Source organism: Pantoea sp. CTOTU46764 (assembly GCF_031974595.1).
Classification (GTDB): Bacteria; Pseudomonadota; Gammaproteobacteria; order Enterobacterales; family Enterobacteriaceae; genus Pantoea; species Pantoea trifolii.
The window spans coordinates 59,432-85,428 of record NZ_DALYOQ010000005.1; the positions used below are offsets into that span (position 1 = coordinate 59,432).

Sequence of the window (25,997 nt, forward strand, 5' to 3'; positions counted from 1 at the left end):
TCAAGTAGACAGTGTTTTTTGCGGGTCTCGGGATTCGTTGATGGCTGGTTTGTATTTAACTAGTTGATATCAAGATTAAATTTAATGTTGTAATAAATTATATCAATCAGACTTCAGTTAAACTGAAGAATAAAATTTTTTTAATTCCCATACGATGCCTGAAAAAGAGCATTTAACTGCAGACTCCTGCAGGATGATCAACTATTGAACAATATGAAATTGATCAACGGTGTAAATATTAACTGTCTATTCAAAACACAAGAGTCATCACAGTCATCATATCTGGTGCATCCTTCGGCTCCCCGGCTTTGCCAGAGCGTCAGCCCGACTGCGCTAACCTGCTGGCCAGTAAGCTTCGCCGAACAGCCAGAAGCGGCGTTTCGGCCCTTGCGGCTAAACATGTCACGAAAGAAGAATCAGAGGACGTCCGTGGATACCTGCTTTGATTCGTATAGCCGTATGCCTGGTTTTTCCGGGTCCGCAACATTCAGAAGATGAGACCTCAATCAAAAATAATCCCTCTCTCCAGTGTCTCACTGAAGCCCTCGTGACTACCTTTCCGATATAAGGTGCGTACCTGCCATGCGTAAAAAAAACGTAGGGTAGGGTTACCCTCCGGACAACTCTCGCGGTACTCATTTCCTCGCGAGATAAGCGCAGTACCACAATTCCCCCCAAACTGCCTGGGCTGCACTGAGCCCCATCCTGCATTCCAGTAGTGCAATTCAGCCAGAGTCTTATCTTTTACTCTGGCTTCAAGCCATCCTTCACGAGGGGATATTTCAATTTTATGAGCAGAGCCTGCGAGCGTGGGTAAAAAAAGCCGCGATGGATACAATTCATGCTGAAGGTATCCTATACGTTCAAAATCAAGCGTACCGGCTAATGGCCACGCCTGACAGTCTGTGTTAATTACCTCTTCGAAAGGAGGTGGATTAATCATCGTTGTAGAACTAAGTAATTCATCGGCCTGGCTCGATAGCATCGTCCCGTTAGCCCAGCACGATTCAATATGAGGTATCGGATCATCATATTCTGCGTCGCGACGGGCTATTTGGGCCCACTGCATAATCGACACTTCAATGCACCTTTCGATTGACATCAAGACCGGTGAACTCAAGGCAATTAGCCTGCCGCCGGGAGTGGCCGTCTCTGCACGAACAAGAAGAGCACGTAGGGAAGCCTCGAACGCTTTACTGTCACCGTTGAATTCTGTCGATGCTGGCAGCCATTCGGGGCATTTCGGGCGAAGAAAAGCCAGAGTTGGATGTACAGGGAGCGCCAGCAGCGCTTTTTGGTTCGCGAGCTCTTCGGGCATTTTCCAGATATGTCTGGCCACCGTAAGCGTGCGAAGGTATGCGGAAATCGCGCGCAGAGCGCTTCGGGTGGAAAAATGGGGCATGAAACCCTCCCCCTGCGGTCGAAGGAAATATCCTGTATCTCCCTGATACGGGGCATCTGGATAAGATTCGCGGTTCTTTGCCCACTCGAAGGCCATTTGCTTAATAAACGGAAGATCACTATACGATTCAAGTCTTGTTAGGGTCGTTCGATAAATTCTGGGTAAATCCACGCCCTGAATACCCTCAAAATCATCCGGGATGATGAAGTTTTCAGGGGCGACGTCCAGATCATGATGATTCACCGGGTTGGACTGTGCTCCGCGCGCCATCAGCAAATCGGAAAGCAGGGAGGGCAGGGGAATATTTTCTGACAGCACTTTGCTCGGGGAGTAGTTGAACTCGTTAATGGCCATCCAGAAAATGCACAATACTTCGACAACTTCGGCTTCAAGTTTGCGTGAACGCAGCAAATCAAACAGTAAGGATTCTGTTGCCTGCATCGATGCCGGTTCACCCAGCCGGGCCGCGAGTTCCTGCATGGTCCACCACCGGGTTGATGTAGAAGGCCATCCAAGACGGGCAATAAGAATACGAAGGTCGTTCATTTCACCTCACCTCTGGGCTGACAGGCGCGAGCAGTTCTGACATCCAGCGCGGGGCTTTAAGGGAAAGCGTGCGGGTATCCTCAAGCACGCAATGAACCATGGTTTGGGCAAATGTTACGGCCTCTTCTGTTCGGTTTTGTTTGATGTAGAAATAGACCATGAGTTCAGTGGGGACGATGCGAGACGGCACAGGATCGTCGAACATGCTGTAAGTTGTTGCAGCCACAAACTCATCGCAACGCTCGGGATAATATTGCGCAACCAGGTCTAGCCGGTGGCGAGTCACTTCCGCGTTCTCCATGTAGCCCACCCAGCCGCCACTCCGAATTTGTGCCTGTACAAGGTACTTCCAGGCAGCTTTTAAGCCGCCAGATCTGCGTTTTGTGTGAAAGGCCGGTTCACAAAGATGCAGAACGCCACTCATTAACGTGGTTTTTGAAAACAGTACTTTATCAAGTTCTGTAAGTAACACTCGTCCCTGTTTTTTTCCTTCCCAGTGTTGATACCAGCTCAGGAGCAATGCCGGGCGATCGTGGTAATGGGGCTCCAGATGATTGAGTAAGTCTGCTAACTGGTCGGGTCCGAAAAGCGTGACATCACCCGTAAAAGGTTTGTCGTCGGTGCTTTGAGCAGAATATTCGTTACGTTCGACACAACCCACTCCCCATCCATTGTGCTCGTTAAGTATGCTGAGCGGCCCGGAAGCACGGGTAAAGCCGTCGTCAGCACGTTGCTGCAGGGTATCCCGGACCTCGGGATGAAGGCCTGTGCGCATTAAAGCATCCAGGGGCCATCCTTCGGTGACACCTTGCTCGATATAAGCTTGCAGGCTGTTTTCGGCGAGTGGCCAGTGCCCCGCACAGGTATGCTCTTCCAGTTTTATCACCAGAGCGGAAGGTTTAAGGCTTGCCAGCAGCCTGTCTGCGGCGGTGAGTACGTGTCGCGTACCCTTACCATCGGTGTAATCCAGAACCCGGTGAACCTGTGGTGCGAGCTGAGCCAGCAACCGACAGGCTTCCCCCGGCACTGCATCGATCAGGTAAGCAATGCCATCCAACGCATTACCCAGCGTCGGGTCTTTGCGATGTCCGTATCCGGTCGTCAGTTCCCAGGTTTGGGTGCGTAGTTCACGCGCTTCAGAAGTCAGACGGTGGGAAACCGCCATTGCACAGAGTTGCAACGGTATCTGAAGGTGGACGCTGGTTTCACTCTGGACATCTTCATCCAGCAATAAACGCTGCGCGCAAATAAATGCCAAAGCGGCCTCGTCGGCCATACGGGTCAGTGAGCCTGACGTGTATTGAACACGGAACGAGGCGCTGTCGAACCAGACACACTGCGAGGCGGCCTTCATTGTCTGGGGAGACAGCCGAACTTCATTTTGTCCGGTCAACATGACACTGACGGTTTGGATATCACAGGCAATCCGATGTAGGGCCGCCTGAAAGTCTGTTGTGGCAGATGTTCTGTTATAACTTTGCCTGAACCGGAGAATATCAACAGGCGAAAGTAACTCGTATATTTCATGGAAGTGGATGAACTCTCCGCGCCACCAACGCTGGGCTAATTGCATCCCAATCCCTGAAAGTGCATCGAGATAATCAGTAATGTTTTCTCTGTCTTCGTAAAAGGGCGCGGGAACAGCTTCGACGTGTGTTTGTCCCTCTGCAAGCATACACAGCTGCAAGTGTATGGCACCGAAGAACCAGTTATGCACGAGGTTCGCCAGATGTTCTTTACGTTTGTCGTAGCTGCCACTCAGCCAGTTTACAGGAATGGGTTCGTTTGAAGGCGTAGAGGTTCTGGTCACCGCCACCTCTACTGCCGCCACAAAAGGGGTTCTGACAAGTTCGTCCGCGTCCTCTCGATCGGTCAGCGTGACACCTGCAAGTGCACCCGCGCGTATACACGCATCGCTGATGATGTTCTTGTCTGGCCCATCAGATAAAGACGTGACAACCGTCATTAAATCGTCAAGATGCCCTTCCTGCACCAGCATCTGGACGCGGGGTAACCAGATGGCGGCGTCATTATTGTCAATCAACCAGACCAGGTCCTCAGGCGAGCTGCCCATTACGCCGAATTGTATAAATGCGCGGGCCAGGAAGCTGAGTTCATTTGAGCCGCCTCCTGAATTATATCGACTGGAGAACTGGGTCAGGCTACAGAACTGATGGAAGGCTTCTCTGCCGCAGATTTTTGCATGAATGGCATCTCCACGATACAACAAGGCAAGGCCCAGTGCTGCTACGTGTAAAAAATCCGTTTCATGTCTTGATGCGACAGATTCAAGTATCACGCTATCCTCTGATGAGAGTGCCAGTGAAAAAGAGACGAGCCAAGCCAGATCACTGTCCTGCATCTGAAATTGACTGCCCCCTACCATACGTGCTTTCAGATGTCCCAGGCGGTTAGCGTCGGCAAATTGCGCGGTATCAAGAGCAGCGATAAGGGCATCAGACAACAATGTTTCAAACAGGAATTCTGGGTACCCCTCTGTCAGGCGATCGATTACCCAGTCACGCGTCAAACCCTTGATGAGGTTGCGTGGGTTACCCAGTTTGGCCTGAACCGTCCATAGCCAGTTCACACGCAAAGACGTCGGTGCCTGGTGTTCAAGCCACTCTGCTACGGTTGGCAGGAGTTCACTGATCCTCTCTTCATAGCTGTCGGTTGTGCGTACAAAAACCGCCAGGCTCTCATGGAAGACTTTCAGGCCCGCAGGGGAGGAGTGAAGCAAATGCTCAACTTTATCAACGTCTGGCTGTGCAGCGTGAATAATGTCAGCAATCTGCAGAAAGGCCATTCTGGGCCAGAAAAAGGGTAAGGCGCAGATAAGCCTGAGCGTATCCTTTTGACCTGGAGCAAGGCGCTCCCATAATGAGGCATAATAAAACCGTGCGTCCTGGCTCAAATCCCCTCTTAACTGCTCGATATCCCATCGGGTGATTCTGCGACCGGCAAGTTTCAGTTCCGACGTTGCGTATATAACGTGCAGAGGATGGCCATTTGTTCTTTGGCGAAGAGCGGAGGCGGCTTCCTGGAGTTGGCTTTCAGCATCGGCCTCACTTCCTGGGCCAGTTGTGAACCAACCTTCCTCAACCGCCTTTAAGAGATAGGAAAAGACGGCGCTCTCAGACATCGCGGGTAACGTGTACCATTTTGATTTAGGGACAAGAGCGAGCAAATCAGAGGGTAGCTGTGCATCGTTCACGGGCTGAGTGCCAACGATCAGCACCATGTTTTCAGGGCAGGGAATGATCTGAGAGAAGACATCATCCAGTGGCCGCTTATCTTCTGCGTTGACGCGCCAGACATGGTCCAGACCATCAAGGACCAAAACAAACGGTTTGCCGTGTGCTTTGTAGTGTGCGGCACACCCTGTGAGTAACTCGCGTAAGCCTCCGAAAGATCTCGGGACGTCCCGATGAAAATTCTCAACCTGCGCCCGCACAGATTGCTCGACAACATAGCTGTTGACCCTGTCGCGACCACGCTCTGTCGTGGATAGAAAATAGTGATGTCGAACGGTGGGAATTTCTCGTTGGATCAGTTCATTACAGAGCGCGCTCAGATACGTGCTCTTTCCTCGACCGGGCGGTCCCGTCAGTACTACGGCTTTGCCTGTCGCATTGATCACATCGCCTGAAAATTCATCATGAAATGCTGCATTAGGTACTTCATATCCTTCAGGGACAACAAAATCCTCGGACAACGGCGCTGGTGGCAAGGCTCGCAGGATAGTGAGGACGTCAGGCAGCGTAATCCATCCTTCTGGCGCAGGGAGGTTCTTCTGCGTCGCCCAAGTCAAGGCCACATATTTGAGATTAGCTATCCCTTCAGGCGTGCCATGTTGCCTGAGGCGGGATTCGATATCGTGCTCCAGAGCAACGTAGCCTTTGTCGCTGTGGCGTATTCTCAACTGGCTGAAGAATAGCGTGCATGCCTCTAAGCTGCCCAGTTCAGCGATCACCCGAGTGCGTTGAGGTTCTTGTATTCTGGAAGGGTCAATTTTGTCTCCCGCCAGGCAAGCTTCAATCGCTGCATCTGGTCGACGGTTTGTGATGAGCGAAATGTCGACCGTACGTGCTGGTTCGAGTTTATTATACGCATCGAACCATTTACGCAGCATCGACCTGGAGCGGTCTGTCTTGCCGGTGTTTTCGAGCATCCAGTCCCAGGAAAGAGGGTGTTTGTCAGCATCCGGTGTGAACTTGATTTGCTGGAGGTCGACCAGGCCATCACTGCGTTCAATCACGATATCATCGAGTGCCTGTGGTGCTTCATTTTCATTGTCACACTCAAATTTAACGCGACGGTAGCAAGTCGGGGCGTCAAGCCAGTCGCACAAGACGCTGAGGCCCTGTAGATTTTGGTAGATGTAACCCGCTGCAGTGATGGCGGTTTTTTTAATATTTTCATTCATAGCATCAAGGTCTGTTTAGCCTGTTCTGACAGAGGTGTACACATTACTCACTGGCCGTGTGACCTGTCGGACCGGGAAGTCCGGGTTTACCGATCATTCAGGATCGAACTAAAGTCGTCGGAGCTGTTTTTACCCGGGGGCGCGGGCAGGCTGTAGGCGTTCAGTTTTTTACTCAGCCCGGAGACTTTTAATGCGCAGGTTGCCATCCAGCACCACGTGGAAACAGCCACTATTGAGACTGACAGCGAGAGAAAGAACGGGTAGGTGTCTTCGGTTACGTAATTTTTCACGATGTCTGTCCCCAGGATGAAGATCAGGTAGACCATCATGAGGGGTAAAAACCACTTCACCTGTTTTCGCAGGTGAATTTTCCCTTCATCAAGGATATACAGTCCGGGCCAGCGCAACACGGTCTTCAGCGACGGAAGATGGGTTGCTGATGTTGATGAGTGAAAAGCGATAAGTTTGACAGACAGATCCTTGTCTCTGTGCAGGCCAAAAGACTGAAGGCGAAACTGTTGTTCGGCGATGGCCAACGGGTCTGAGGGGGAAGCTTTGAGCTGTGCCAGCCATTTGACCGCTTTAACTTGTTCCGCTGGCGTACGCGAAAAGAAGTCACGGCGGTTGAAATGCGTATATTGTCTTGATATTGCAGCGATGAAGGCAAAAATTATACTTGATATAACAGGAATGCTTAGCACGTCTTTCAACATTATGAGCATCATTTTTCCTTCCATGTTGGAGAAAACGAAACTTTGTATATGATTTTTTTTCACGCGTAGGTTATGGCTGAATCATCATAGTGTCTCAACGGTTGCCTTACCAGAAGTACAGACCTTTATGACTTGACCTGCTCCCCGTTAATCAACACTAAGTGCTATTAGTTAATAGGTATTTCTGCTTCTGGCACTTGGCGGCCGATGAGTCTGCATCGTGCCCAACATCTGGACACGATGTAATCAGGCCATAGCAATTAATTTGATACCTTTGTGCCCGCCTTCAATAATACTTCCTCGGTCTGCCGCTATAACAAAATTTGCCCACCATTGCATCATTGGACGACGTTGCTCGAGATAATCGCTTCGGTTGTACGCGCGACGAACCTCATTTTTGTCCACATGAGCAAGCGCTGCTTCAATGACATCAGGAGGGAAACCTTGCTCATTGAGCGCGGTGCTGGCAATTGAACGCAACCCATGTGATACAAGTACACCGCCGAATCCCGCTCTCTTAAGCGAAGCATTTACCGTTTGGCTATTCATTGACTGAGTAGGCTTCAAACGACTCGGAAAAATGAATTCCCGATTACCACTTAACGATTTCATCATTTCCAAAACAGCAACTGCTTCATCTGACAATGGGACTGTATGCTCACGGTTCATTTTCATGCGTGATGCAGGGATCTTCCATTCTCGTGCTTCTATGTCTACCTCTTCCCAACGGGCTTCAGCCGCTTCGGCAGGGCGGGTGATAGTAAGAAGCTGCCACATGAATAGGCACCGTGTAGAAAGGCTAATGCTGGCCGTGCGCATCGTCTGCATTAACTGAGGCAGCTGATCCGGACGAATACTGGGCATGTTTTTCTTCTGCGGTTTCTCGAATGCTTTGCCAATATTGACGCTGGGAACAGCATCAATCAGCCCCGTGTTCTGGGCATAGATCATGACCTCATTAATGCGCTGACAAAGGCGACGAACAGTTTCCAGTGCTCCTCTGGCCTGAACCGGTTGCACGGCCTGAACCAGGGTATGAGCTTTGATATCTGTAACGCTGACGTCACCAATCGCCGGAAAGACATCTCTTTCAAGAGATCGCCAAATATCCTCTGCATAGTCCTCGGTCACACTGGTTTTCTTCACATTCCACCAACGTTCAGCCACGAGTTGGAAAGTATTGGTTTTGGCTTCAAGCGAACTCCGCAGTAATTCTTGCTGATGTTCCTGAGGATCGATCTGCTTTGCTAAAAGAGAACGAGACTCTGCCCGATAGCTTCGAGCATCGGCAAGCGTAACTGACGGGTAGGGGCCTATGCTCTTCTTCGCACGTTTCTTGGTGACAGGGCGAATGTAGCGAAACTGCCAGATTTTACTCCCGCTGGACTTGATTAGTAGCTCAAGGCCATCGCCATCATAGAGCACATAGTCCGCTTCCTTGGGTTTGGCAGATTCGATTTCCTTAACGGAGAGAGGTTTGGTTTGTCTTGCCATTGCCGGGTTTCCATAGTTTTAGGCACCTCAAAAACAATAAAGCTTTATGAGGTGCCTAACAAGGTGCCTAAAAGGTTCGGATTTAATTAGTTGAGTTCGGACTTCGGGGGACAAATTGAGGGCACAAAAAAGCCCGCAGGGCTTGCGCCGTGCGGGCTCTTAGGACTTCATCGGATGACTCTGGTAATCACCGATGGAGAATTTTGGTGGAGCTGGCGGGAGTTGAACCCGCGTCCGAAATTCCTACATCCTCGGCACTACATGCTTAGTCAGTCTTTACATTCGCTTGCCAGCTGCGGACAGACACGCCACTAACAAACTAGCCTGATTAGTTTTAACGCTTCAACCCCAGGCAAGGCATCCGCGCGATCTCTTTTGGGTTTGACCTCTCTTTGATCCCCGTCTTAAGAGCGGAAGCTAGGGAGAGAGGGCTCAGAGCAGGTTATTAAGCTGCTAAAGCGTAGTTTTCGTCGTTTGCGACTATTTTTTTGCGGCTTTTTACGAGGCAAACCGCCCCTCGGCATGCTCCTAAGGCTTCACAATCCCGTCGAGTCCAGAATCAGCCCCAAGAAATTTCAATACTACAGATAAGTGGCGTCAAGATCCAGCGCTTAACGCTTTGAATTCTTCATAATACGCGCTTTATCCATCTTCCATTCGCGCTCTTTAACGTCGTCACGCTTGTCGTGCTCTTTCTTACCGCGTGCCACCCCGATTTTCAGTTTGGCCCAGGCATTTTTCCAGTACATCGACAGTGCAACCACGGTAAAGCCTTCACGGTTAACTCGGCCATACAGCGAATCGAGTTCGCGTTGTTTTAGCAGCAGCTTGCGGCTTCGGGTGGGGTCACACACCACATGCGTTGAAGCCACCGCTAGCGGCTGGAAAGTGGAGCCGAACAGGTAAGCTTCACCATCACGCAGCAGAATGTAGCTATCGCTGATGTTTGCCTTACCGGCACGCAGTGATTTGACTTCCCATCCTTGTAACGACATACCCGCCTCGAACTCTTCTTCAATGAAGTATTCATGACGTGCGCGTTTATTGAGGGCAATAGTGGCTGAACCGGGTTTGTTAACTTTTTTCTTTGTCATAGTGCGGCGTAGTCTACATCACTCAGTTTATGGGCGCATCCCCTGTCCTGCAGGGCGGTAAAAAACACTCCATTTTAGCACAGCAAGCAAAGCCGTGAATTTTTGTTTGGTGACCGAAAATGGTATTATTCAATGGTTTTGTGATGAACAGGAACCATTATGGCCCAGATTAGTCGTTCAGCGCTGGTCCCCTATAGCGCTGAGCAGATGTACCGTCTTGTGAATGACGTGGATGCTTATCCTCAGTTTCTGCCGGGCTGCACCGGCAGTCGCGTGCTGGATAACAGCGGAGATCAAATGACCGCGGCCGTTGATGTCTCGAAAGCCGGCATCAGTAAAACTTTCACCACGCGCAATACGCTGATCAGCAACCAAAGCATATTGATGCAGTTGGTTGATGGCCCGTTTCGTAAATTGACAGGCGGCTGGCATTTCACCTCATTGGGTGATGATGCCTGCAAAGTTGAGTTGAACCTCGATTTTGAGTTCACCAATATGCTGGTAGAAATGGCGTTCGGCCGCATCTTTAAAGAGCTGGCGAACAGCATGGTGCAGGCATTCAGCCAGCGCGCGAAAGAGGTTTATCGTGCCTGATATTAGCGTGGAAGTGGTTTACGCACTGCCGGATAAGCAGTATTTGCGAGCCGTCACGCTTGAGGAAGGCGCAACCGTTGAGCAAGCTATCAAGGCGTCGGGTTTGTTGTCACTGCGTAAAGATATTGACCTGAATTCGAACAAGGTCGGGATTTATAGCCGCCCGGTAAAATTAGCTGATGTCGTGCAGGATGGTGATCGCATTGAAATTTATCGTCCGCTGATTGCCGATCCGAAAGAGTTGCGGCGTCAACGCGCAGAGCGTTCAGCTGAAAAGAAATAGTCAGAAAGTAAAAACTAAAAAAGGCGCTTAAGCGCCTTTTTTATTGCCGTTCACTTAGCCTTCTTTGCCAGTGAGCTTCGGCTTGTTGTCGATGTTGGTCAACGTTCCATTGCTGTCAAAGGTCAGCGTCAGGGTTTGCTGTTTCACACTTTCATGACCTGGTTCCTGACGGAACACGTAATACCAAACGTTGCTTCCAAATGGATCGCGCATCATCGGCGTACCGAGCGTGTAGGCAACCTGCTGCTGCGTCATGCCGTTATGAATCTTCGACACATCGTTGGCGACCAGGTAATTCCCCTGATTGATATCCGGACGATACACAACGCGCTCAAGGGTGGAACATCCAGCGGTCATCATCAACATTACTACTGCCGCGGCAGTCAGCGTTTTACAGCGCATCTATACATTCCTTTTCTGGGGCCAAACGCCTTTCAGCAGGCTATTTTTTTGCCATCAAATTCTGAACTCTGCCTGCGGCAGGCTTTATTACTCAGACGACATAACTGCCGATGATAATAAACCTTTTCGCTATTTGAAACCTCTACAGAGCAAGCATATGACCACCAGCCAGGAAAAAAGTGCGGTATCAGGCGGCTAAAAGTTCTTTAGCGTTGGCCAGCGTGTTGCGCGTCACCTCGCTGCCGCCCAGTAAACGCGCCAACTCTTGCAGACGCGCGCGTTTATCCAGCGGCTGCATATGGGTTTCTGTCATCGCGCCATCCGTCTCTTTGCTGACGTAGAAGTGCTGATGACCGCAGCCAGCAACCTGCGGCAGATGCGTAACACACATCACCTGCGTTGACTCGCCCAGTTGACGCAGCATTTGGCCTACCACTGCGGCGGTTGGGCCGCTGATACCGACATCCACTTCATCGAAGATCATCGCTGGCGTTTCCATTTTCTGTGCGGTGATCACCTGAATCGCCAGCGCAATACGCGACAGCTCACCGCCGGATGCTACTTTACCCAGCGGCTGGAGCGGTTGGCCTGGGTTAGTCGTGACACGGAAATCGATACGCGTTGCGCCATCTGCGGTAAGTTGATCGGCATTGAACTCCAGCACAATTGCAAACTGGCCGTGCGGCATCGCCAGCGTGCGCATGCTTTGCGTAATCAGTTGGCTCAACTCTTGAGCAGAGTGTTCACGCAATTGATGCAGATTTTCAGCACTCGCTAGCGCGGCTTTGTGGTGCGCGACGACTTCAGATTGCAGGGTTTCCTGATCGCTCTCTTGCTGCGAAAGCAGTTCTGCTTCATCCAGCAGCTGCTGATAAAGCACCGGCAAGGTTTCAGGTGAGACATGATGCTTACGCGCCAGCGCGATCTGCCGTGACAGACGTTGCTCCAGCTCATGCAGGCGATTGGGATCGAGATCCAGACGTTCACAGTAGTGACGCAATTCATCGCTGGCTTCGCTGAGCTGAATTGCGGCTTCTTCCAGCAGATTGAACACGCCGCTGACTTTATTATCCAACGTCACCAGTTCACCCAGCATGTGACGGGCGCTATACAGCAGGCTCTGCAGGTTGGTGTCATCACCATCGGCGAGAATTTGCAACGCTTGCTGGCTGGTGGACAGCAACTGGCCGCTGTTCGCCAAACGTTTGTACTCTTCATCAATCTGTTCAAATTCGCCCAGCTGCGGGGCAAATTCATTGAGTTCTTTCAACTGATATTGCAGCAGCTCGCGACGGGACTCACGCTCTTGCGAGAGCTGCTGATGCTGCGCCAGCGCGCGACAACTCTGATGCCAGCGCTGATAGTGCTGGCGCATGTCAGACAGCAAATCATCATGGGCTGCATAAGCATCCAGCAGATGTTTTTGGTGATCGGATTTGAGCAACAGCTGATGGGCATGCTGGCCGTGAATCTGAATTAACAATTGACCGAGTTCACGCAGCTGCGACAGCGGCACCGACGTGCCGTTGATGAAGCCACGCGAACGACCATCCGCGCTGATCACACGACGCAGCAAACACTCATTACCTTCATCCAGCTGATTCTCCGCCAGCCAGCGCTGTGCGGAAGGCGAAGCTTTGAGTTGGAAGCGGGCGCAGATATCCGCGCGACTGGCACCCTGACGCACCATATCTGCTTCAGCGCGTCCGCCTAAACACAGGCCTAGCGCATCGATGGCGATAGATTTACCTGCGCCGGTTTCACCCGTGATCGCGGTCATACCACGATGAAAGTCGATCTCCAGTTCACGAACGATAGCAAAGTTACTGATGGTCAGTTGTGCCAACATATAATCACCTGTATGTAAAAACAGATATGGTTTTACATACAGTATATCCTGGTATTTTATACAGTAAAGTGGTCAGTGCTGATTTTCAGAACAATTTTTTAGACCAACCCAACTTTGAACTTAAGGTATTGAAATAGTTGTAATTTTTTGGATGGATTAGATTGAGGTGATTAGCGCTGCGGCGAATCAGAACGTCTTCACCTTCCTGAATCGGCAAGGCAATCTGGCTGTCACAGCTGATCTCCAGATCGCTGCGCAGGGAAGAAAAACGCAGGCGGATGGTGCTGCTGCTATTGATCACCAGCGGACGCGCTGAGAGCGTATGCGGGAACATCGGCACCAGCGTAATGGCATCCAGTGAGGGCGTTAGAATAGGGCCGCCCGCCGAGAGCGAGTAGGCGGTTGAGCCGGTTGGCGTGGAGATAATCAAACCATCGGAGCGCTGTGAAAAGGCAAACACCTCATCAATATAGACTTCGAATTCAATCATGTGCGCGACTTTGCCGGGATGCAGCACCACTTCATTGATGGCGCTACCAATACGCGGCGAGCAATCTTCTTTGCACACCTGCGCCTCGAGCAAGAAGCGACTTTCAACGAAGTAATCGCCCTGCAGCACATCGTCCAGCTGCTGCTGCGCGTTGTCCGGATCGAGATCGGTCAGAAAACCGAGATTGCCACGGTTAATGCCAATGACTTTGATGTCATAGCGCGCCAGCACGCGGGCAGCACCCAGCATGTTGCCATCGCCACCTACTACAACCGCTAAATCAGCGCGTTGACCAATATCCGCAAGGCTGCCGGTTTCGGCATTTTTCAAATCCAGTTCGCGCGCAATCTGCTGCTCGACAATCACCTCATAACCCTTTGCCGTTAGCCAGCGCCAGAGCATTTCATGGGTGGTTAACGCAGTAGGATGGCGCGGATGGCCGACAATCCCGATGCAGTTAAAGTGTTTGTTCATTTAGCGCGAGTTCCTTATAAGCCAAAACGGCCAGGCAATGTGATGGGTTTACTTGAAACCGTCAAACTGATCCCCATAATAAGCCAACCAGCGAGATGAATGTGCAAAACGCGGAGAAATTCATGAGTAGTAAAGAACAGAACACCCCAAACGAGCAAGTCTCAGACGAAATTCAACAGGATCAGCAGCACGTGGACGCAGAGACAACCGCTGAGGTGGATCCGCGTGATGAGCGTATCGCGCAACTGGAAGCCGAGTTAGCCGTGTCGCAAACCGGCGTGCGTGATGCTCAGCTGCGTGCGCAGGCGGAAATCGAGAATATCCGTCGTCGTACTGAAATGGATGTGGAAAAGGCGCATAAATTTGCGCTGGAAAAATTTGCCAACGAGCTGCTGCCAGTGATCGATAGCCTGGAGCGCGCGCTGGAAGTCGCAAACAAAGATAACGCTGAATTGGCTTCGATGATTGAAGGTATCGAGCTGACGCTGAAGTCGCTGCTGGGCGCGGTGCGTAAGTTTGGCGTGGAAGTGGTTGGCGAAACCAATGTGCCATTCAATCCAGAGATTCATCAGGCGATGTCGATGATGGAATCAGAAGAGATGGCACCCAATCACGTGCTGATGGTGATGCAGCGCGGTTACACCCTCAACGGTCGCCTGCTGCGTCCGGCGATGGTGGCAGTGACCAAAGCCAAAGGCTAATCCGTCGCTATCATAACAATGGCCGCTTAACGCGGCCGTTTGTTTTTTAAGGCAGCACCGGCATCCAGTCGATGGGTGACTGGCCTGATTGGCTCAGTAGCGCATTCGCCTGCGAGAAATGTTTACTGCCAAAAAAGCCGCGATGCGCGGAGAGCGGAGAAGGGTGCGGCGCTTTCAACACATGATGGCGTTGCGTATCAATGATGCTGCCTTTCTTCTGCGCATGCGAACCCCACAGCAAGAAAATCACCCCTTCGCGATGCTGATTGATGGCGCTAATGACGTTATCAGTGAAAGTTTCCCAGCCAAAGCGCGCGTGCGAATGCGCCTTACTGGCTTCCACCGTTAACACGGTGTTCAACAGCATCACGCCTTGTGTTGCCCAGCTTTCAAGAAAACCGTGCGTAGGGCGCACAAAGCCGGGCATATCCTGCTCCAGCTCTTTGTACATATTCAGTAATGACGGCGGGATCGCCACGCCGGGCAGCACAGAAAAGGCCAGACCATGCGCCTGATTCGGGCCGTGATAAGGATCCTGGCCCAAAATCACCACTTTGATATCGCCCAGTTCGGTCAGCCGAAAGGCATTAAACACATCCTTCTGCGGCGGATACACCGTTACGCCGGCAGCGCGTTCATTGGCCACCGCTTTCAGCGTTTCCACGAAGTAAGGTTTCTCTTTCTCTTCAGCCAGCACGTCGTGCCAGGTCAGCTTCTCAGCCATCATTGACTCCCTGCAAAATAGTGCGCCTAGCTTAACGTGTCGCACTCAACAGCAGAAGGGTAAAAATAATTTGAATATTTACGTAAAAAGTTATCGAGTGAAGTTGTTATGAATCAAGTTGTTAGGTTTTCAGCTTGCAATAGTGACTGGACGAAATTGATACAGGTCAAAACGGCGGGTTTCTTGCAGTGATATACCACAGCATTCCAAAACCTTATGAACCTCGCTGTCCGGTTGCGACAGCGTAAAGCCCTGGAGACCTACTATGATTACCGGTATTCAAATTACTCAGGCAAATAATCCACAGCTGTTGAACTCATTCTGGCTGCTGGACGATGATAAAGCCGAAGCGCGCTGCCTGTGCGCCAAAGGCGATTTCTCAGAAGATCAGGTTGTTGCTATCAGCGACCTCGGCGAAATCGCTTACCGTGAAATTCCACTTGAGCAGAAGCCGCAGGTGCGCATCGAAGGTGGTCAGCATCTCAACGTCAACGTGCTGCGTCGCGAAACGCTGGAAGATGCCGTCAATCATCCGGAAAAATATCCGCAGTTGACCATTCGCGTATCGGGCTATGCCGTGCGCTTTAACGCGCTGACGCCAGAGCAGCAGCGTGACGTGATTACACGTACATTCACCGAAAGCCTGTAATTGCAGCGCTGACGAAAAGACACACAGCAATACAAGCCGCGCCAATGCTGATTGGCGCGGCTTTTTTTATAGGCCGAGTTTAAAAGAAGGCTGCTTGAGGGCATTTGATAGTGAAAGTGCTTTTTCGCTACGCTTAAAACAAAAAAATCGCCTCAAAAGAGGCGATTAATTACAGCGAGTGCTGTTTTATTCCGCACCAGACTCGGGTGTATCACTACCGCTTGGCTTGCGGCGTTTACCCACATTTTTGGTATCGCGATGGCGTTGTTTGACGCGCGGTTTCTCTTGTTCTTTCTCTTTACGCTCTTGACGCTTCGCAAGGGCTTTTTTCGACGGTTTTCCCGTCACTTTAGCACTTGGCGCACGGCTTTCCGGACGCAGCTCATCAATCACACGCGCTTTCAACGGCTCGTTGATGTAACGGGTGATTTTGCCCAGCAGCACGTGATCGTGCGCTTCAACCAGCGAGATGGCGGTACCTTTACGGCCTGCACGCGCGGTACGGCCGATGCGGTGCAGATAGGTATCGGCGGTGCGCGGCAAATCGTAGTTAATCACGTGTGAGATATCGTCAATGTCGATACCGCGCGCAGCAACGTCAGTGGCAATCATCACCGTAACGCGGCCATCATTCATACGTTTGATCGCTTCGTTACGATTGACCTGCACCATTTCTCCTTCGAGATAGCTGGTGCGAATACCGGCTTCATGAAGCCAGGTGACCAGCTCATGTAGGCGCTCACGTTTACGCACAAATACGATGACGCGCGTGGCGTCTGGCTGTTTCAACAGGTGAATCAGCAGCTTGTTTTTATGCTGCAGATCGTCGGCGCGGTAATACCATTGCTGAATCTTTTTACGTTCGCTTTTGCTTGGGTCGGCTTCAATAAACACCGGCTCGTTGAGCAAACGCTCGGCGAAGTCTTTAATGTGATCGCCTTCCAGCGTCGCCGAGAACAGCAGCGTCTGTTTGCGCCAGCGGGTTTCTGCGGCGATGGTTTCGATGTCCTGCGCAAAGCCCATATCGAGCATGCGGTCAGCTTCATCGAGAATCAGCGTTTCTACTGCGCGGCAGTCAAAGTTCTCTTCTTTGATGTACTGCAGTAAACGGCCAGTAGTCGCGACAACGATGTCCTGGTTTTCGCTGAACACTTCGGCATGGTTCATATACGCCACACCACCGGTGATGGTGGCGATATCCAGATGCGTGTGTTTAGCCAGTTCGCGCGCGTGATCGGCAACCTGCATCGCCAGTTCGCGCGTTGGGGTGATGATCAGAATGCGTGGTGGGCCTGATTTCTTGCGCGGGAAATCGAGCAAGTGCTGTAAAGCGGGCAGCAAAAACGCTGCAGTTTTCCCCGTCCCGGTTGGAGCCGAACCCAGAACGTCACGGCCTTCCAGCGCGGCAGGAATGGTCTCGGCCTGAATAACAGTAGGGCGAGTAAAGCCTTTTTCCTGCAAAGCTTGTAGCAGGCTTTCGTCGAGTTCGAGTTCGGAGAATGTGGTTACGGTCATGGTCTACCTCAGTTTGGGGCGCTGATTATAGACAGAACGAATATAATCTTCATCTGTTTGTGTAGGTATTACAGGCGCAGGTGAATTCCCATCGCCACCACGTTACACTTCCGGCAGTAAAAAATTCAATGGTAGTGAAGTATGTCTCAGGACCAGCCGCAGGTGCGGCCGACGTTAAGAAAAGATGGTTTTACCTTTAAGCAATTTTTCGTGGCGCACGATCGCTGTGCGATGAAAGTCGGCACCGATGGCGTGTTAATCGGGGCCTGGGCGCCAGTGGCAGGTGCGCGTCGTATCCTCGATATTGGCTGCGGCAGCGGGTTGATAGCGCTAATGCTGGCGCAACGCACGCCCGATTCGGTAGAGATTGATGCGGTCGAACTGGAAGCCAGTGCGGCGCAACAGGCGCAGGAAAATATGCAGGCCTCGCCGTGGGCAAATCGCATTCATGTGCACCATCAGGATATTGTCAACTGGAGCGAGCAGTGTGAAAAACGCTTTTCGCTCATCGTCAGCAACCCGCCGTTTTTTGCCCCCGGCATGGCAACAGGCAGTGTCGCGCGTGATACCGCACGCAGCACCGCCACACTCGACCATCTTACGCTGCTGCGCTGTGCCGCCCAGCTGATTGAAGAGGAAGGGCTATTTTGTGTGGTGCTGCCGGCTGAAGCGGGCGAAGCATTGATTTCACTGGCGCTGGCGGATGGCTGGCATCTACGTTATCGCTACGATGTCGCCGCCTATGCGCAGCGCCCGCCGAATCGCGTGGTGTTGGGCTTTTCTCCCTCCGCTGGTGAAACGTTGCTGGAACGTCTCGCCATTCGTGATGAAGATAAAAGCTATTCAGCCGACTGGCTCAGCCTCGTGAAAGACTTTTACCTATTCCGCTAACTTCGGGCTGCAGGATGGTCGGTAACGCCTCATCCAGCAAATCGGGATTGTCGAGGGTAAAGTGCAGCCCTCGGCTCTCCTTACGCTCCAGCGCACAGCGCACCATCAGTTCGGCGACCTGCACCAGATTGCGCAGCTCGAGCAAATTGTTAGAGAGACGGAAGTGCGCGTAGTACTCGTCGATCTCCTGTTGCAGCAAATTAATGCGCCGCAGTGCGCGCTCCAGACGCTTAGTGGTGCGCACAATGCCCACGTAATCCCACATGAATAGCCGCAGTTCATGCCAGTTATGCTGGATCACTACGCGTTCATCGGCATCATCAACGCGGCTTTCGTCCCACGCGGGCAGATGTTCTACCGCCGCGACGTCCGGCAAGCGTGCGATCATATCTTCAGCCGCTGACCAACCGTAAACAAGGCACTCGAGCAAGGAGTTAGACGCCATACGGTTTGCGCCATGTAAGCCGGTATAGCTCACTTCACCTATCGCGTACAGCCCATCCACGTCAGTGCGGCCTTGCCGATCGACCATCACGCCGCCGCAGGTGTAATGCGCTGCTGGCACAATTGGAATCGGCTGTTTGGTGAGATCGAGGCCAAAGGTCAGCAACTTTTCGTAAATCATCGGGAAGTGCGCGCGCACAAAGCTTTCCGGCTGGTGGCTGATGTCAAGATACATACAATCGACGCCCAACCGTTTCATCTCATGATCGATGGCGCGCGCCACAATATCGCGCGGCGCCAGCTCGGCACGCTCATCAAAGTCAGGCATAAAGCGCGTGCCGTCAGGACGCAACAGCCAGGCGCCTTCTCCGCGCAGTGCTTCCGTCAGCAGAAAGTTTTGCGCCTGCGGATGGAATAAACAGGTGGGATGGAATTGATTGAATTCGAGGTTCGCCACGCGGCAACCGGCGCGCCATGCCATGGCAATGCCATCGCCAGACGCTACGTCCGGATTAGTGGTGTACTGATAGACTTTTGCTGCGCCGCCAGTGGCTAGCACCACGGCGCGCGCGCGACAGGTTTCCACCTGCTCACGCTTACGGTTCCAAATCCACGCGCCAACCACGCGACGCTTGCCGGGCAGGCCAAGCTTATCGGAGAGAATCAAATCCACCGCATTGGTGCGTTCGATAATGCGGATGTTGGGATGGCTCAACGCCTGGCTTACCAACGTGGTTTCTACCGCGCGGCCGGTGGCATCGGCGCTGTGCAGAATGCGGCGATGACTGTGTCCACCTTCGCGCGTAAGGTGATAACGCGCTTCGCCATCAGCCTGCGGCTCTTTGTCGAAGGCGACGCCGTTATCAATCAGCCACTGTACGCAGTGACGCGCGTTGCTGGCGATAAAGCTCACCGTATCGCGGTCGCACAAACCTGCGCCGGCAACCAGCGTGTCTTCAACGTGTGATTCGATGCTGTCTGTTTCGTCAAACACCGCCGCAATCCCGCCCTGCGCATACAGCGTTGAGCCCTCATTCACCTGCGCTTTACTCAGCACGGTAACCTGATAATGCGGCGCTAAGCGCAGCGCTAACGATAAACCTGCCGCACCGCTGCCGACGATGAGGACATCACACTGATATTCCGGGAGAGGAGTCATGGTGTTTAATTTACTAAACAAAAGGTGGCTTGAGCATAAGCCCGGATGGGGATGCTGTGAAGTATTTTGAACAAATTGCGCGGAAAAATTATTCAGCAAAGGAAGATAATAACGTGAATTCAGTAAGTTAACTCTGAAATTGCGCACAACGTGTTTTTTATATCAAACACTCTGAAAATTCAGGTAATAAAGGTGAAAATGACGGCGTCATAAGGTACTCTGCCAGCGATTATCGGTGCCGCAAAAGACACCACCAGCGTGGCAAGTCGCTACACTGAAAGACAATCAACAACAATGATGTCGTGGTTCCGATACGGAAAAATTCTGGTCGTAGTGAACTTCAGACCATTTGGTCACTCTAAGCGCATGCTTGCTCAGAACAATGAGATGTGCTGGCAGTTCACTTACGCATAAAAAAGTTTTGGGGAGATATTACCTCGGATGAGCGAGCAGTTAACGGATCAGGTTCTCGTTGAGCGGGTTCAGAAGGGAGATCAAAAGTCCTTTAATTTACTGGTGATTCGATACCAGCATAAAGTGGCGAGCCTGGTTTCACGCTATGTTCCGTCAGGCGATGTGCCTGATGTGGTTCAGGAATCTTTTATTAAAGCGTATCGCGCACTGGAATCGTTCCGTGGCGACAGCGCCTTTTATACATGGCTGTACCGCATCGCGGTCAATACAGCAAAAAATTATCTGGTTGCTCAGGGGCGACGTCCGCCATCCAGTGATGTGGATGCGATTGATGCGGAAAATTTCGAAAGTGCAGGTGCATTGAAAGAAATTTCGAACCCTGAGAACTTAATGTTGTCAGAGGAACTGAAACAAATCGTCTTTCGTACCATTGAGGCGCTTCCCGAAGATCTTCGTATGGCCATTACCCTCAGGGAATTGGATGGCCTGAGTTACGAAGAGATTGCCGTCATCATGGATTGTCCGGTCGGTACCGTACGTTCGCGTATCTTCCGTGCACGAGAGGCTATTGATAATAAAGTTCAACCGCTTATCCAACGTCAGTGATAACGGCTACTGGAAGGGTACCAAGGCATGCAGAAAGAAAAACTTTCCGCTTTAATGGATGGTGAAACATTAGATAACGAGCTGTTGGCGTCGTTATCTAAGGATGCGGATCTTCAGCAAAGCTGGGAAAGCTACCATCTCATCCGCGACACCTTACGAGGTGATATCGGAGAAGTGCTGCATTTTGATATCTCCGCACGTGTGGCTGCGGCCATCGAAAACGAGCCGGCACGCAAAGTCACTCCGCTGATCCCTGAAGCGCAGCCTGAGCCGTCACGTTACGAGAAGATGCCGTTCTGGCGTCGCGGTGGCAGTTGGGCGGCACAGCTGACGCAAGTCGGTGTTGCTGCTTGTGTTTCACTGGCGGTGATTGTCGGTGTTCAGCACTACAACAGTTCACCCACCGGCAGCGCGACTGAAGCGTCCGATTCACCGGCATTCAATACCTTGCCGATGATGGGTAAAGCTTCTCCGGTTAGCTTAGGCGTGCCTTCTGAAGCCTTTGACACCAACAGCTCTAATCAGCAGGTGCAGGAGCAGCGTCGTCGCGTCAATGCCATGCTACAGGATTATGAACTGCAACGTCGTCTGCATGCCGATCAGGTTCAGTTTGAGAAAAACGATCCGCAACAGGCTCAGGCTAATGTTCCCGGAAATCAGTCGTTAGGAACTCAGCAGCAGTAATGAAGCAGCTTTGGTGTGCCGTTAGCCTGCTGGCAGGCAGCCTGTTTTGCTCATCTATCGCCTCGGCGCAGACCTCTGCGTCCGGGGTGTTGTTACAACAGATGGAGCAGGCAAGCCAGAACCTCAACTACGAATTTGCCTACATCAATGTCTCGCGTCTCGGCATTGAATCCCTGCGTTATCGCCACGCGGTTATCGACAATCGTATCTTCGCCCAACTGTTGCAGATGGACGGGCCGCGCCGTGAAGTGATCCAGCGTGGAAACGACATCAGCTATTTCGAGCCGGGATTAGATCCCTTCTCGCTGCCGGGCAATCACATCATCGATGCGTTACCTGGTTTGATGTTTGCCGACTTCTCCCGTTTGGGTGAAGCCTATGATTTCATTCCTGTTGGTCGCTCGCGCATGGCCGATCAAATGTGCGAAGTGGTGCGCATCGTGTCACGTGATGGCACGCGCTACAGCTATGTCGTGTGGCTGGATGTGGATACCAAATTGCCGCTGCGCATCGATCTGCTCGATCGTGATGGTGAAACGCTGGAGCAGTTCCGCGTCATCAGCTTTGCCGTCGATGAAGGCGTGCGCAACTTGATGCAAGGGCTGGAGAAGGCCAACTTGCCGCCATCGCTGTCTTTACCGGCGGGTGATAAAGTTGAACTCAGCTGGCAGCCAGGCTGGCTCCCGGCGGGCATGAAACTAATCTCACAAAGTCGCCGTGATATCCCGTCGATGAACAAAACGGTCGAATCGCGCCTGTACAGCGATGGTCTGTTTAGCTTCGCCATCAACGTTACGCCAGCCGATAAAAGCAGCAGCGTGCAGGCATTGCGCACTGGGCGTCGTACGGTGCAGACAGAAGTACGCAATAATAACGAAATCACGGTGGTGGGCGAGTTACCGCCAGCCACTGCTAAACGTATTGCGGACAGCATAGATTCGGGTTCACCAAAATGATGAGAGAATGGGCCACCGTGGTGGCGTGGAAAGAAGGCATTGCCACCCTGCACACGGAAGCGAAAACGTCTTGTAACAGCTGCTCAGCGCGTAAAGGCTGCGGCAGCCACGCGCTTAATCAGCTGGGGCCGAAAAATGCCCACGTGATGACTATCGCCAGTGCGGAGCCGTTGCAACCCGGCCAGCGCATCGAGTTAGGCATCCGCGAAAGCAGCTTGTTGGGTTCCGCTTTGCTGGTTTACATGACGCCGCTGTTTGGCCTGTTTTTAGTGGCGGGCATCTTTCAGATGCTGTTTGCCAGCGATCTGGCTGCGGCCTGTGGCGCGCTCTTGGGCGGCATTGGCGGCTTTATCGTAGCAAAAGGTGTATCCAAACTCTTCGGCGATCGCGAGGCTTTCCAGCCGGTGATTCTTAGCGTTGCGTTACCGCCTGATGCGTTGCGCGTGGAAAGCGAAGCGTGATCCCCGTCCAGGCCGCATTTGATGCGGCCTTTCTCAATCGGCTTAACCGCTGAAATCTGTTGCGATTCCCCACAGTTCCATTCTTTAACGCGCGGCGTTAACAGTGTAATATGCGTCGTCATTAATGAGGCCGACAGGGTTCCGGGTAAAGCTCACTTTCCTGAATGTGTCCGTGCTCAAGTTTCCCACTGATTTTCTACGTGAAGATATTCATATAAATGAAGCACATACGAAATTTCTCCATCATCGCTCACATTGACCACGGCAAATCAACGCTCTCTGACCGTTTGATTCAAATTTGTGGTGGCCTGAGCGATCGTGAGATGGCGGCGCAGGTTCTGGACTCCATGGATCTGGAACGTGAGCGCGGCATTACCATTAAAGCGCAGAGCGTGACGCTCGATTACAAAGCGCTGAACGGTGAAACTTACCAGCTCAATTTTATCGATACTCCCGGTCACGTTGACTTCTCCTATGAAGTTTCCCGCTCGCTGGCGGCGTGTGAAGGAGCATTGCTGGTGGTCGATGCAGGGCAGGGCGTTGAAGCGCAGACGCTGGCAAACTGCTACACCGCAATGGAAATGGATCTGGAAGTGGTACCGGTACTGAACAAAATCGACCTGCCTGCCGCCGATCCAGAGCGTGTAGCAGAAGAGATTGAAGATATCGTCGGCATTGACGCGACCGATGCGGTGCGTTGCTCGGCGAAAACCGGCGTTGGTGTGCCCGACGTGCTGGAACGTCTGGTGCGTGACATCCCGCCGCCAGAAGGTGATCCGGAAGGTCCGCTGCAGGCGCTAATCATCGATTCCTGGTTCGATAACTACCTGGGTGTGGTATCGCTGATTCGTATTAAGAACGGCACGCTGCGCAAAGGCGACAAAGTTAAAGTCATGAGCTCCGGTCAAAGCTACAACGCTGACCGTCTCGGCATCTTCACGCCGAAGCGTGTTGATCGCAATGAACTGAACTGCGGTGAAGTAGGCTGGCTGGTGTGTGCGATTAAAGACATCCTCGGCGCGCCAGTGGGCGATACTCTGACCTTGCAGCGCAATCCGGCGGAGAACGTGTTGCCAGGCTTCAAGAAAGTGAAGCCACAGGTTTACGCCGGTCTGTTCCCGATCAGCTCTGACGACTATGAAGCGTTCCGTGATGCGCTGGGCAAATTGAGCCTGAACGATGCGTCACTGTTCTACGAACCAGAGAGCTCAACGGCGCTGGGCTTCGGTTTCCGCATCGGCTTCCTCGGTCTGCTGCACATGGAGATCATTCAGGAGCGACTGGAGCGTGAATACGATCTGGATCTGATCACCACCGCGCCAACCGTCGTGTATGAAGTGGAAACCACCGACGGCGAAACTATCTACGTTGATAGCCCGTCGAAGCTGCCACCGCTGAACAATATTGCTGAGCTGCGTGAGCCGATTGCGGAGTGTCACATGCTGCTGCCGCAGGAGTTCCTCGGCAACGTCATTACGCTGTGTATCGAAAAACGTGGCGTGCAGACCAACATGGTTTACCACGGCAAGCAGGTTGCGCTGACGTATGAGATTCCGATGGCGGAAGTGGTTCTCGACTTCTTCGACCGTCTGAAATCAACCTCGCGCGGTTATGCCTCGCTGGATTATAACTTCAAACGTTTCCAGACCTCTGACATGGTGCGTGTCGACGTGATGATTAACTCAGAACGTGTTGATGCGCTGGCGCTGATTACTCACCGTGATAACTCACAATATCGTGGCCGCGATCTGGTGGAGAAGATGAAAGATCTGATCCCACGTCAGCAGTTTGATATTGCGATTCAGGCGGCAATCGGCAACCACATTATCGCTCGCTCAACGGTAAAACAGCTGCGTAAAAACGTCCTGGCGAAATGCTACGGCGGTGACGTGAGCCGTAAGAAGAAACTGTTGCAGAAGCAGAAAGATGGTAAGAAGCGAATGAAGCAGGTCGGCAACGTTGAGCTGCCGCAGGAAGCATTCCTTGCCATTCTGCATGTCGGTAAAGACAGCAAATAAGGATTTTTAATGGCTAACATGTTTGCCCTGGTTTTAGTGATCGCCACACTGGTCACTGGCATTATCTGGTGTATCGATCGCTTTAAATGGGCACCGGCGCGTCGTGCGAAGCAGGCTGCTGCGCAAGCGCAGGCTGGCAACGCACTCGACAGTAAAACGCTGGCGAAAGTAGCCGCGCAGCCGGGTTGGGTAGAAACCACCGCATCGGTGTTCCCGGTGCTGGCGGTGGTATTGATCGTACGTTCGTTTATTTTTGAGCCGTTCCAGATTCCATCGGGCTCAATGATGCCAACGCTGCTGATTGGAGACTTCATCCTCGTGGAGAAGTTTGCTTACGGCATTAAAGATCCGATTACTCAAACCACGCTGATCCCAACCGGCCATCCGCAGCGCGGTGATGTCGCGGTATTCAAATACCCGAAAGACCCAAGCGTGGATTACATCAAGCGCGTGATTGGCTTGCCAGGCGACAAAGTGGTGTTTGATCCTTACAGCAAGACCCTGACCATCAATCCGGGTTGCAGCAGCGGCAATTGCGACACGGCGCTGCCGGTGACTTACACTAACGTTGAGCCAAGCAACTTCATTCAGACCTTCAGCGGCTTTGATGGCAATGAAACCGGCAACGGCTTCTTCCAGGCGCCGCAGGGCGAAACCATGAAGGGCGGCCTGCGTCTCGGCACCCGTAAAGAGACATTGGGCAACGTAACGCACGATATCTTGCTGGTAAACGAAGCGCAAAGTCAGGCAAGCATGTATTATCAGCAGCCGGGCCAGCCGCAATCGACCTGGATTGTGCCGCAAGGGCAGTATTTCATGATGGGCGATAACCGCGATAACAGCGCCGACAGCCGCTACTGGGGCTTTGTGCCCGAGAAGAATCTGGTCGGCAAAGCGGTGGCTATCTGGATGAGCTTCGAAAAACAAGAAGGACAGTGGCCGACCGGCGTGCGCTTTAGCCGCATTGGTGGGATTCACTAATTAGCTTCAAAAAAGGTTGGCCTCTCT

The 25,997-nt window shown here is 52.2% G+C and carries 22 protein-coding genes and 1 other RNA gene; 11 read left to right on the top strand and 12 right to left on the bottom strand.

The window, feature by feature from the left end; translation table 11 throughout:
• Positions 1-502: 502 nt before the first annotated feature.
• The 6 genes from RTM06_RS03465 to smpB all read right to left on the bottom strand — a co-directional run bounded on the left by RTM06_RS03465 (position 503) and on the right by smpB (position 9,675).
• On the bottom strand, positions 503-1,948 hold the full coding sequence (locus RTM06_RS03465) for a multidrug DMT transporter permease (RefSeq protein WP_312179971.1): 1,446 nt from the start codon (positions 1,946-1,948) through the stop codon (positions 503-505).
• 1 nt (position 1,949) lies between these two features.
• Positions 1,950-6,374 (bottom strand): NACHT domain-containing protein, encoded by a 4,425-nt coding sequence (locus RTM06_RS03470; RefSeq protein ID WP_312179973.1) that lies wholly within the window; start codon positions 6,372-6,374, stop codon positions 1,950-1,952.
• Between the two features lie 86 nt (positions 6,375-6,460).
• The gene (locus RTM06_RS03475) at positions 6,461-7,087 is read right to left on the bottom strand and encodes a hypothetical protein (protein ID WP_312179974.1); all 627 of its coding nucleotides are present in this window, start codon (positions 7,085-7,087) and stop codon (positions 6,461-6,463) included.
• A gap of 246 nt (positions 7,088-7,333) precedes the next feature.
• The gene (locus RTM06_RS03480) at positions 7,334-8,581 is read right to left on the bottom strand and encodes an integrase (protein WP_312179976.1); all 1,248 of its coding nucleotides are present in this window, start codon (positions 8,579-8,581) and stop codon (positions 7,334-7,336) included.
• A 204-nt stretch (positions 8,582-8,785) separates the two neighbouring features.
• Positions 8,786-9,148: a transfer-messenger RNA gene (gene ssrA / locus RTM06_RS03485) on the bottom strand.
• 44 nt (positions 9,149-9,192) lie between these two features.
• Entirely contained in the window at positions 9,193-9,675 is a 483-nt protein-coding gene (smpB, locus tag RTM06_RS03490) for an SsrA-binding protein SmpB (RefSeq protein WP_007886141.1), read from the bottom strand.
• A 159-nt stretch (positions 9,676-9,834) separates the two neighbouring features.
• Here smpB and RTM06_RS03495 point away from each other — a divergent pair, with 159 nt between their 5' ends.
• Both RTM06_RS03495 and RTM06_RS03500 read left to right on the top strand, forming a co-directional pair.
• Complete coding sequence (locus RTM06_RS03495) at positions 9,835-10,269, top strand: type II toxin-antitoxin system RatA family toxin (RefSeq protein WP_008101549.1); 435 nt, start codon at positions 9,835-9,837, stop codon at positions 10,267-10,269.
• Positions 10,262-10,552: an RnfH family protein gene (locus RTM06_RS03500; RefSeq protein WP_061718029.1), complete on the top strand. Its 291-nt coding sequence runs from the start codon at positions 10,262-10,264 to the stop codon at positions 10,550-10,552. Before RTM06_RS03495 ends, RTM06_RS03500 begins: the two co-directional genes overlap by 8 nt.
• Before the next feature lie 54 nt (positions 10,553-10,606).
• Here the strand turns inward: RTM06_RS03500 and bamE are convergent, their stop codons facing one another.
• The 3 genes from bamE to nadK form a co-directional block, all read right to left on the bottom strand.
• Entirely contained in the window at positions 10,607-10,954 is a 348-nt protein-coding gene (bamE, locus tag RTM06_RS03505) for an outer membrane protein assembly factor BamE (RefSeq protein WP_061718027.1), read from the bottom strand.
• A 187-nt stretch (positions 10,955-11,141) separates the two neighbouring features.
• Positions 11,142-12,803, bottom strand: coding sequence for a DNA repair protein RecN (recN, locus tag RTM06_RS03510; protein WP_312179977.1), 1,662 nt, complete (start codon positions 12,801-12,803; stop codon positions 11,142-11,144).
• 85 nt (positions 12,804-12,888) lie between these two features.
• Complete coding sequence (nadK, locus tag RTM06_RS03515; RefSeq protein ID WP_008101540.1) at positions 12,889-13,767, bottom strand: NAD(+) kinase; 879 nt, start codon at positions 13,765-13,767, stop codon at positions 12,889-12,891.
• Positions 13,768-13,889: 122 nt separating this feature from the next.
• Here nadK and grpE point away from each other — a divergent pair, with 122 nt between their 5' ends.
• Positions 13,890-14,468, top strand: a complete 579-nt coding sequence (gene grpE / locus RTM06_RS03520) for a nucleotide exchange factor GrpE (RefSeq protein ID WP_154155627.1) — start codon at positions 13,890-13,892, stop codon at positions 14,466-14,468.
• A 46-nt stretch (positions 14,469-14,514) separates the two neighbouring features.
• On the opposite strand, the gene ung is transcribed toward grpE, so the two are convergent.
• On the bottom strand, positions 14,515-15,192 hold the full coding sequence (gene ung / locus RTM06_RS03525; protein ID WP_008101537.1) for a uracil-DNA glycosylase: 678 nt from the start codon (positions 15,190-15,192) through the stop codon (positions 14,515-14,517).
• 265 nt (positions 15,193-15,457) lie between these two features.
• On the opposite strand from ung, the gene grcA reads away from it, so the two are divergent.
• Positions 15,458-15,841: an autonomous glycyl radical cofactor GrcA gene (grcA, locus tag RTM06_RS03530; protein WP_256697147.1), complete on the top strand. Its 384-nt coding sequence runs from the start codon at positions 15,458-15,460 to the stop codon at positions 15,839-15,841.
• A 186-nt stretch (positions 15,842-16,027) separates the two neighbouring features.
• Here grcA and srmB read toward each other — a convergent pair whose 3' ends face one another.
• Positions 16,028-17,356, bottom strand: a complete 1,329-nt coding sequence (srmB, locus tag RTM06_RS03535; RefSeq protein WP_256697146.1) for an ATP-dependent RNA helicase SrmB — start codon at positions 17,354-17,356, stop codon at positions 16,028-16,030.
• Between the two features lie 141 nt (positions 17,357-17,497).
• On the opposite strand from srmB, the gene trmN reads away from it, so the two are divergent.
• Positions 17,498-18,247 (top strand): tRNA(1)(Val) (adenine(37)-N(6))-methyltransferase TrmN, encoded by a 750-nt coding sequence (gene trmN, locus RTM06_RS03540; protein ID WP_312179978.1) that lies wholly within the window; start codon positions 17,498-17,500, stop codon positions 18,245-18,247.
• Here the strand turns inward: trmN and nadB are convergent.
• Entirely contained in the window at positions 18,213-19,850 is a 1,638-nt protein-coding gene (gene nadB, locus RTM06_RS03545; RefSeq protein WP_312179979.1) for an L-aspartate oxidase, read from the bottom strand. The two genes, trmN and nadB, sit on opposite strands and share 35 nt — an antisense overlap.
• A 441-nt stretch (positions 19,851-20,291) precedes the next feature.
• Between nadB and rpoE the strand changes: the two genes are divergently transcribed.
• The 6 genes from rpoE to lepB all read left to right on the top strand — a co-directional run bounded on the left by rpoE (position 20,292) and on the right by lepB (position 25,970).
• Positions 20,292-20,870 carry an RNA polymerase sigma factor RpoE gene (gene rpoE / locus RTM06_RS03550; protein ID WP_007886161.1) on the top strand — a complete coding sequence of 193 codons (579 nt, stop codon included), beginning with the start codon at positions 20,292-20,294 and terminating at the stop codon, positions 20,868-20,870.
• A gap of 27 nt (positions 20,871-20,897) precedes the next feature.
• Positions 20,898-21,554, top strand: a complete 657-nt coding sequence (gene rseA / locus RTM06_RS03555) for an anti-sigma-E factor RseA (RefSeq protein ID WP_008101525.1) — start codon at positions 20,898-20,900, stop codon at positions 21,552-21,554.
• Entirely contained in the window at positions 21,554-22,510 is a 957-nt protein-coding gene (rseB, locus tag RTM06_RS03560) for a sigma-E factor regulatory protein RseB (protein WP_256697143.1), read from the top strand. The genes rseA and rseB overlap by 1 nt, the downstream gene beginning before the upstream one ends.
• Positions 22,507-22,971: a SoxR-reducing system protein RseC gene (gene rseC / locus RTM06_RS03565; protein ID WP_008101521.1), complete on the top strand. Its 465-nt coding sequence runs from the start codon at positions 22,507-22,509 to the stop codon at positions 22,969-22,971. The genes rseB and rseC overlap by 4 nt, the downstream gene beginning before the upstream one ends.
• Positions 22,972-23,189: 218 nt before the next feature.
• Positions 23,190-24,989, top strand: coding sequence for a translation elongation factor 4 (lepA, locus tag RTM06_RS03570; RefSeq protein ID WP_256697141.1), 1,800 nt, complete (start codon positions 23,190-23,192; stop codon positions 24,987-24,989).
• Between the two features lie 9 nt (positions 24,990-24,998).
• On the top strand, positions 24,999-25,970 hold the full coding sequence (gene lepB / locus RTM06_RS03575) for a signal peptidase I (RefSeq protein ID WP_265300116.1): 972 nt from the start codon (positions 24,999-25,001) through the stop codon (positions 25,968-25,970).
• Positions 25,971-25,997: the final 27 nt, after the last annotated feature.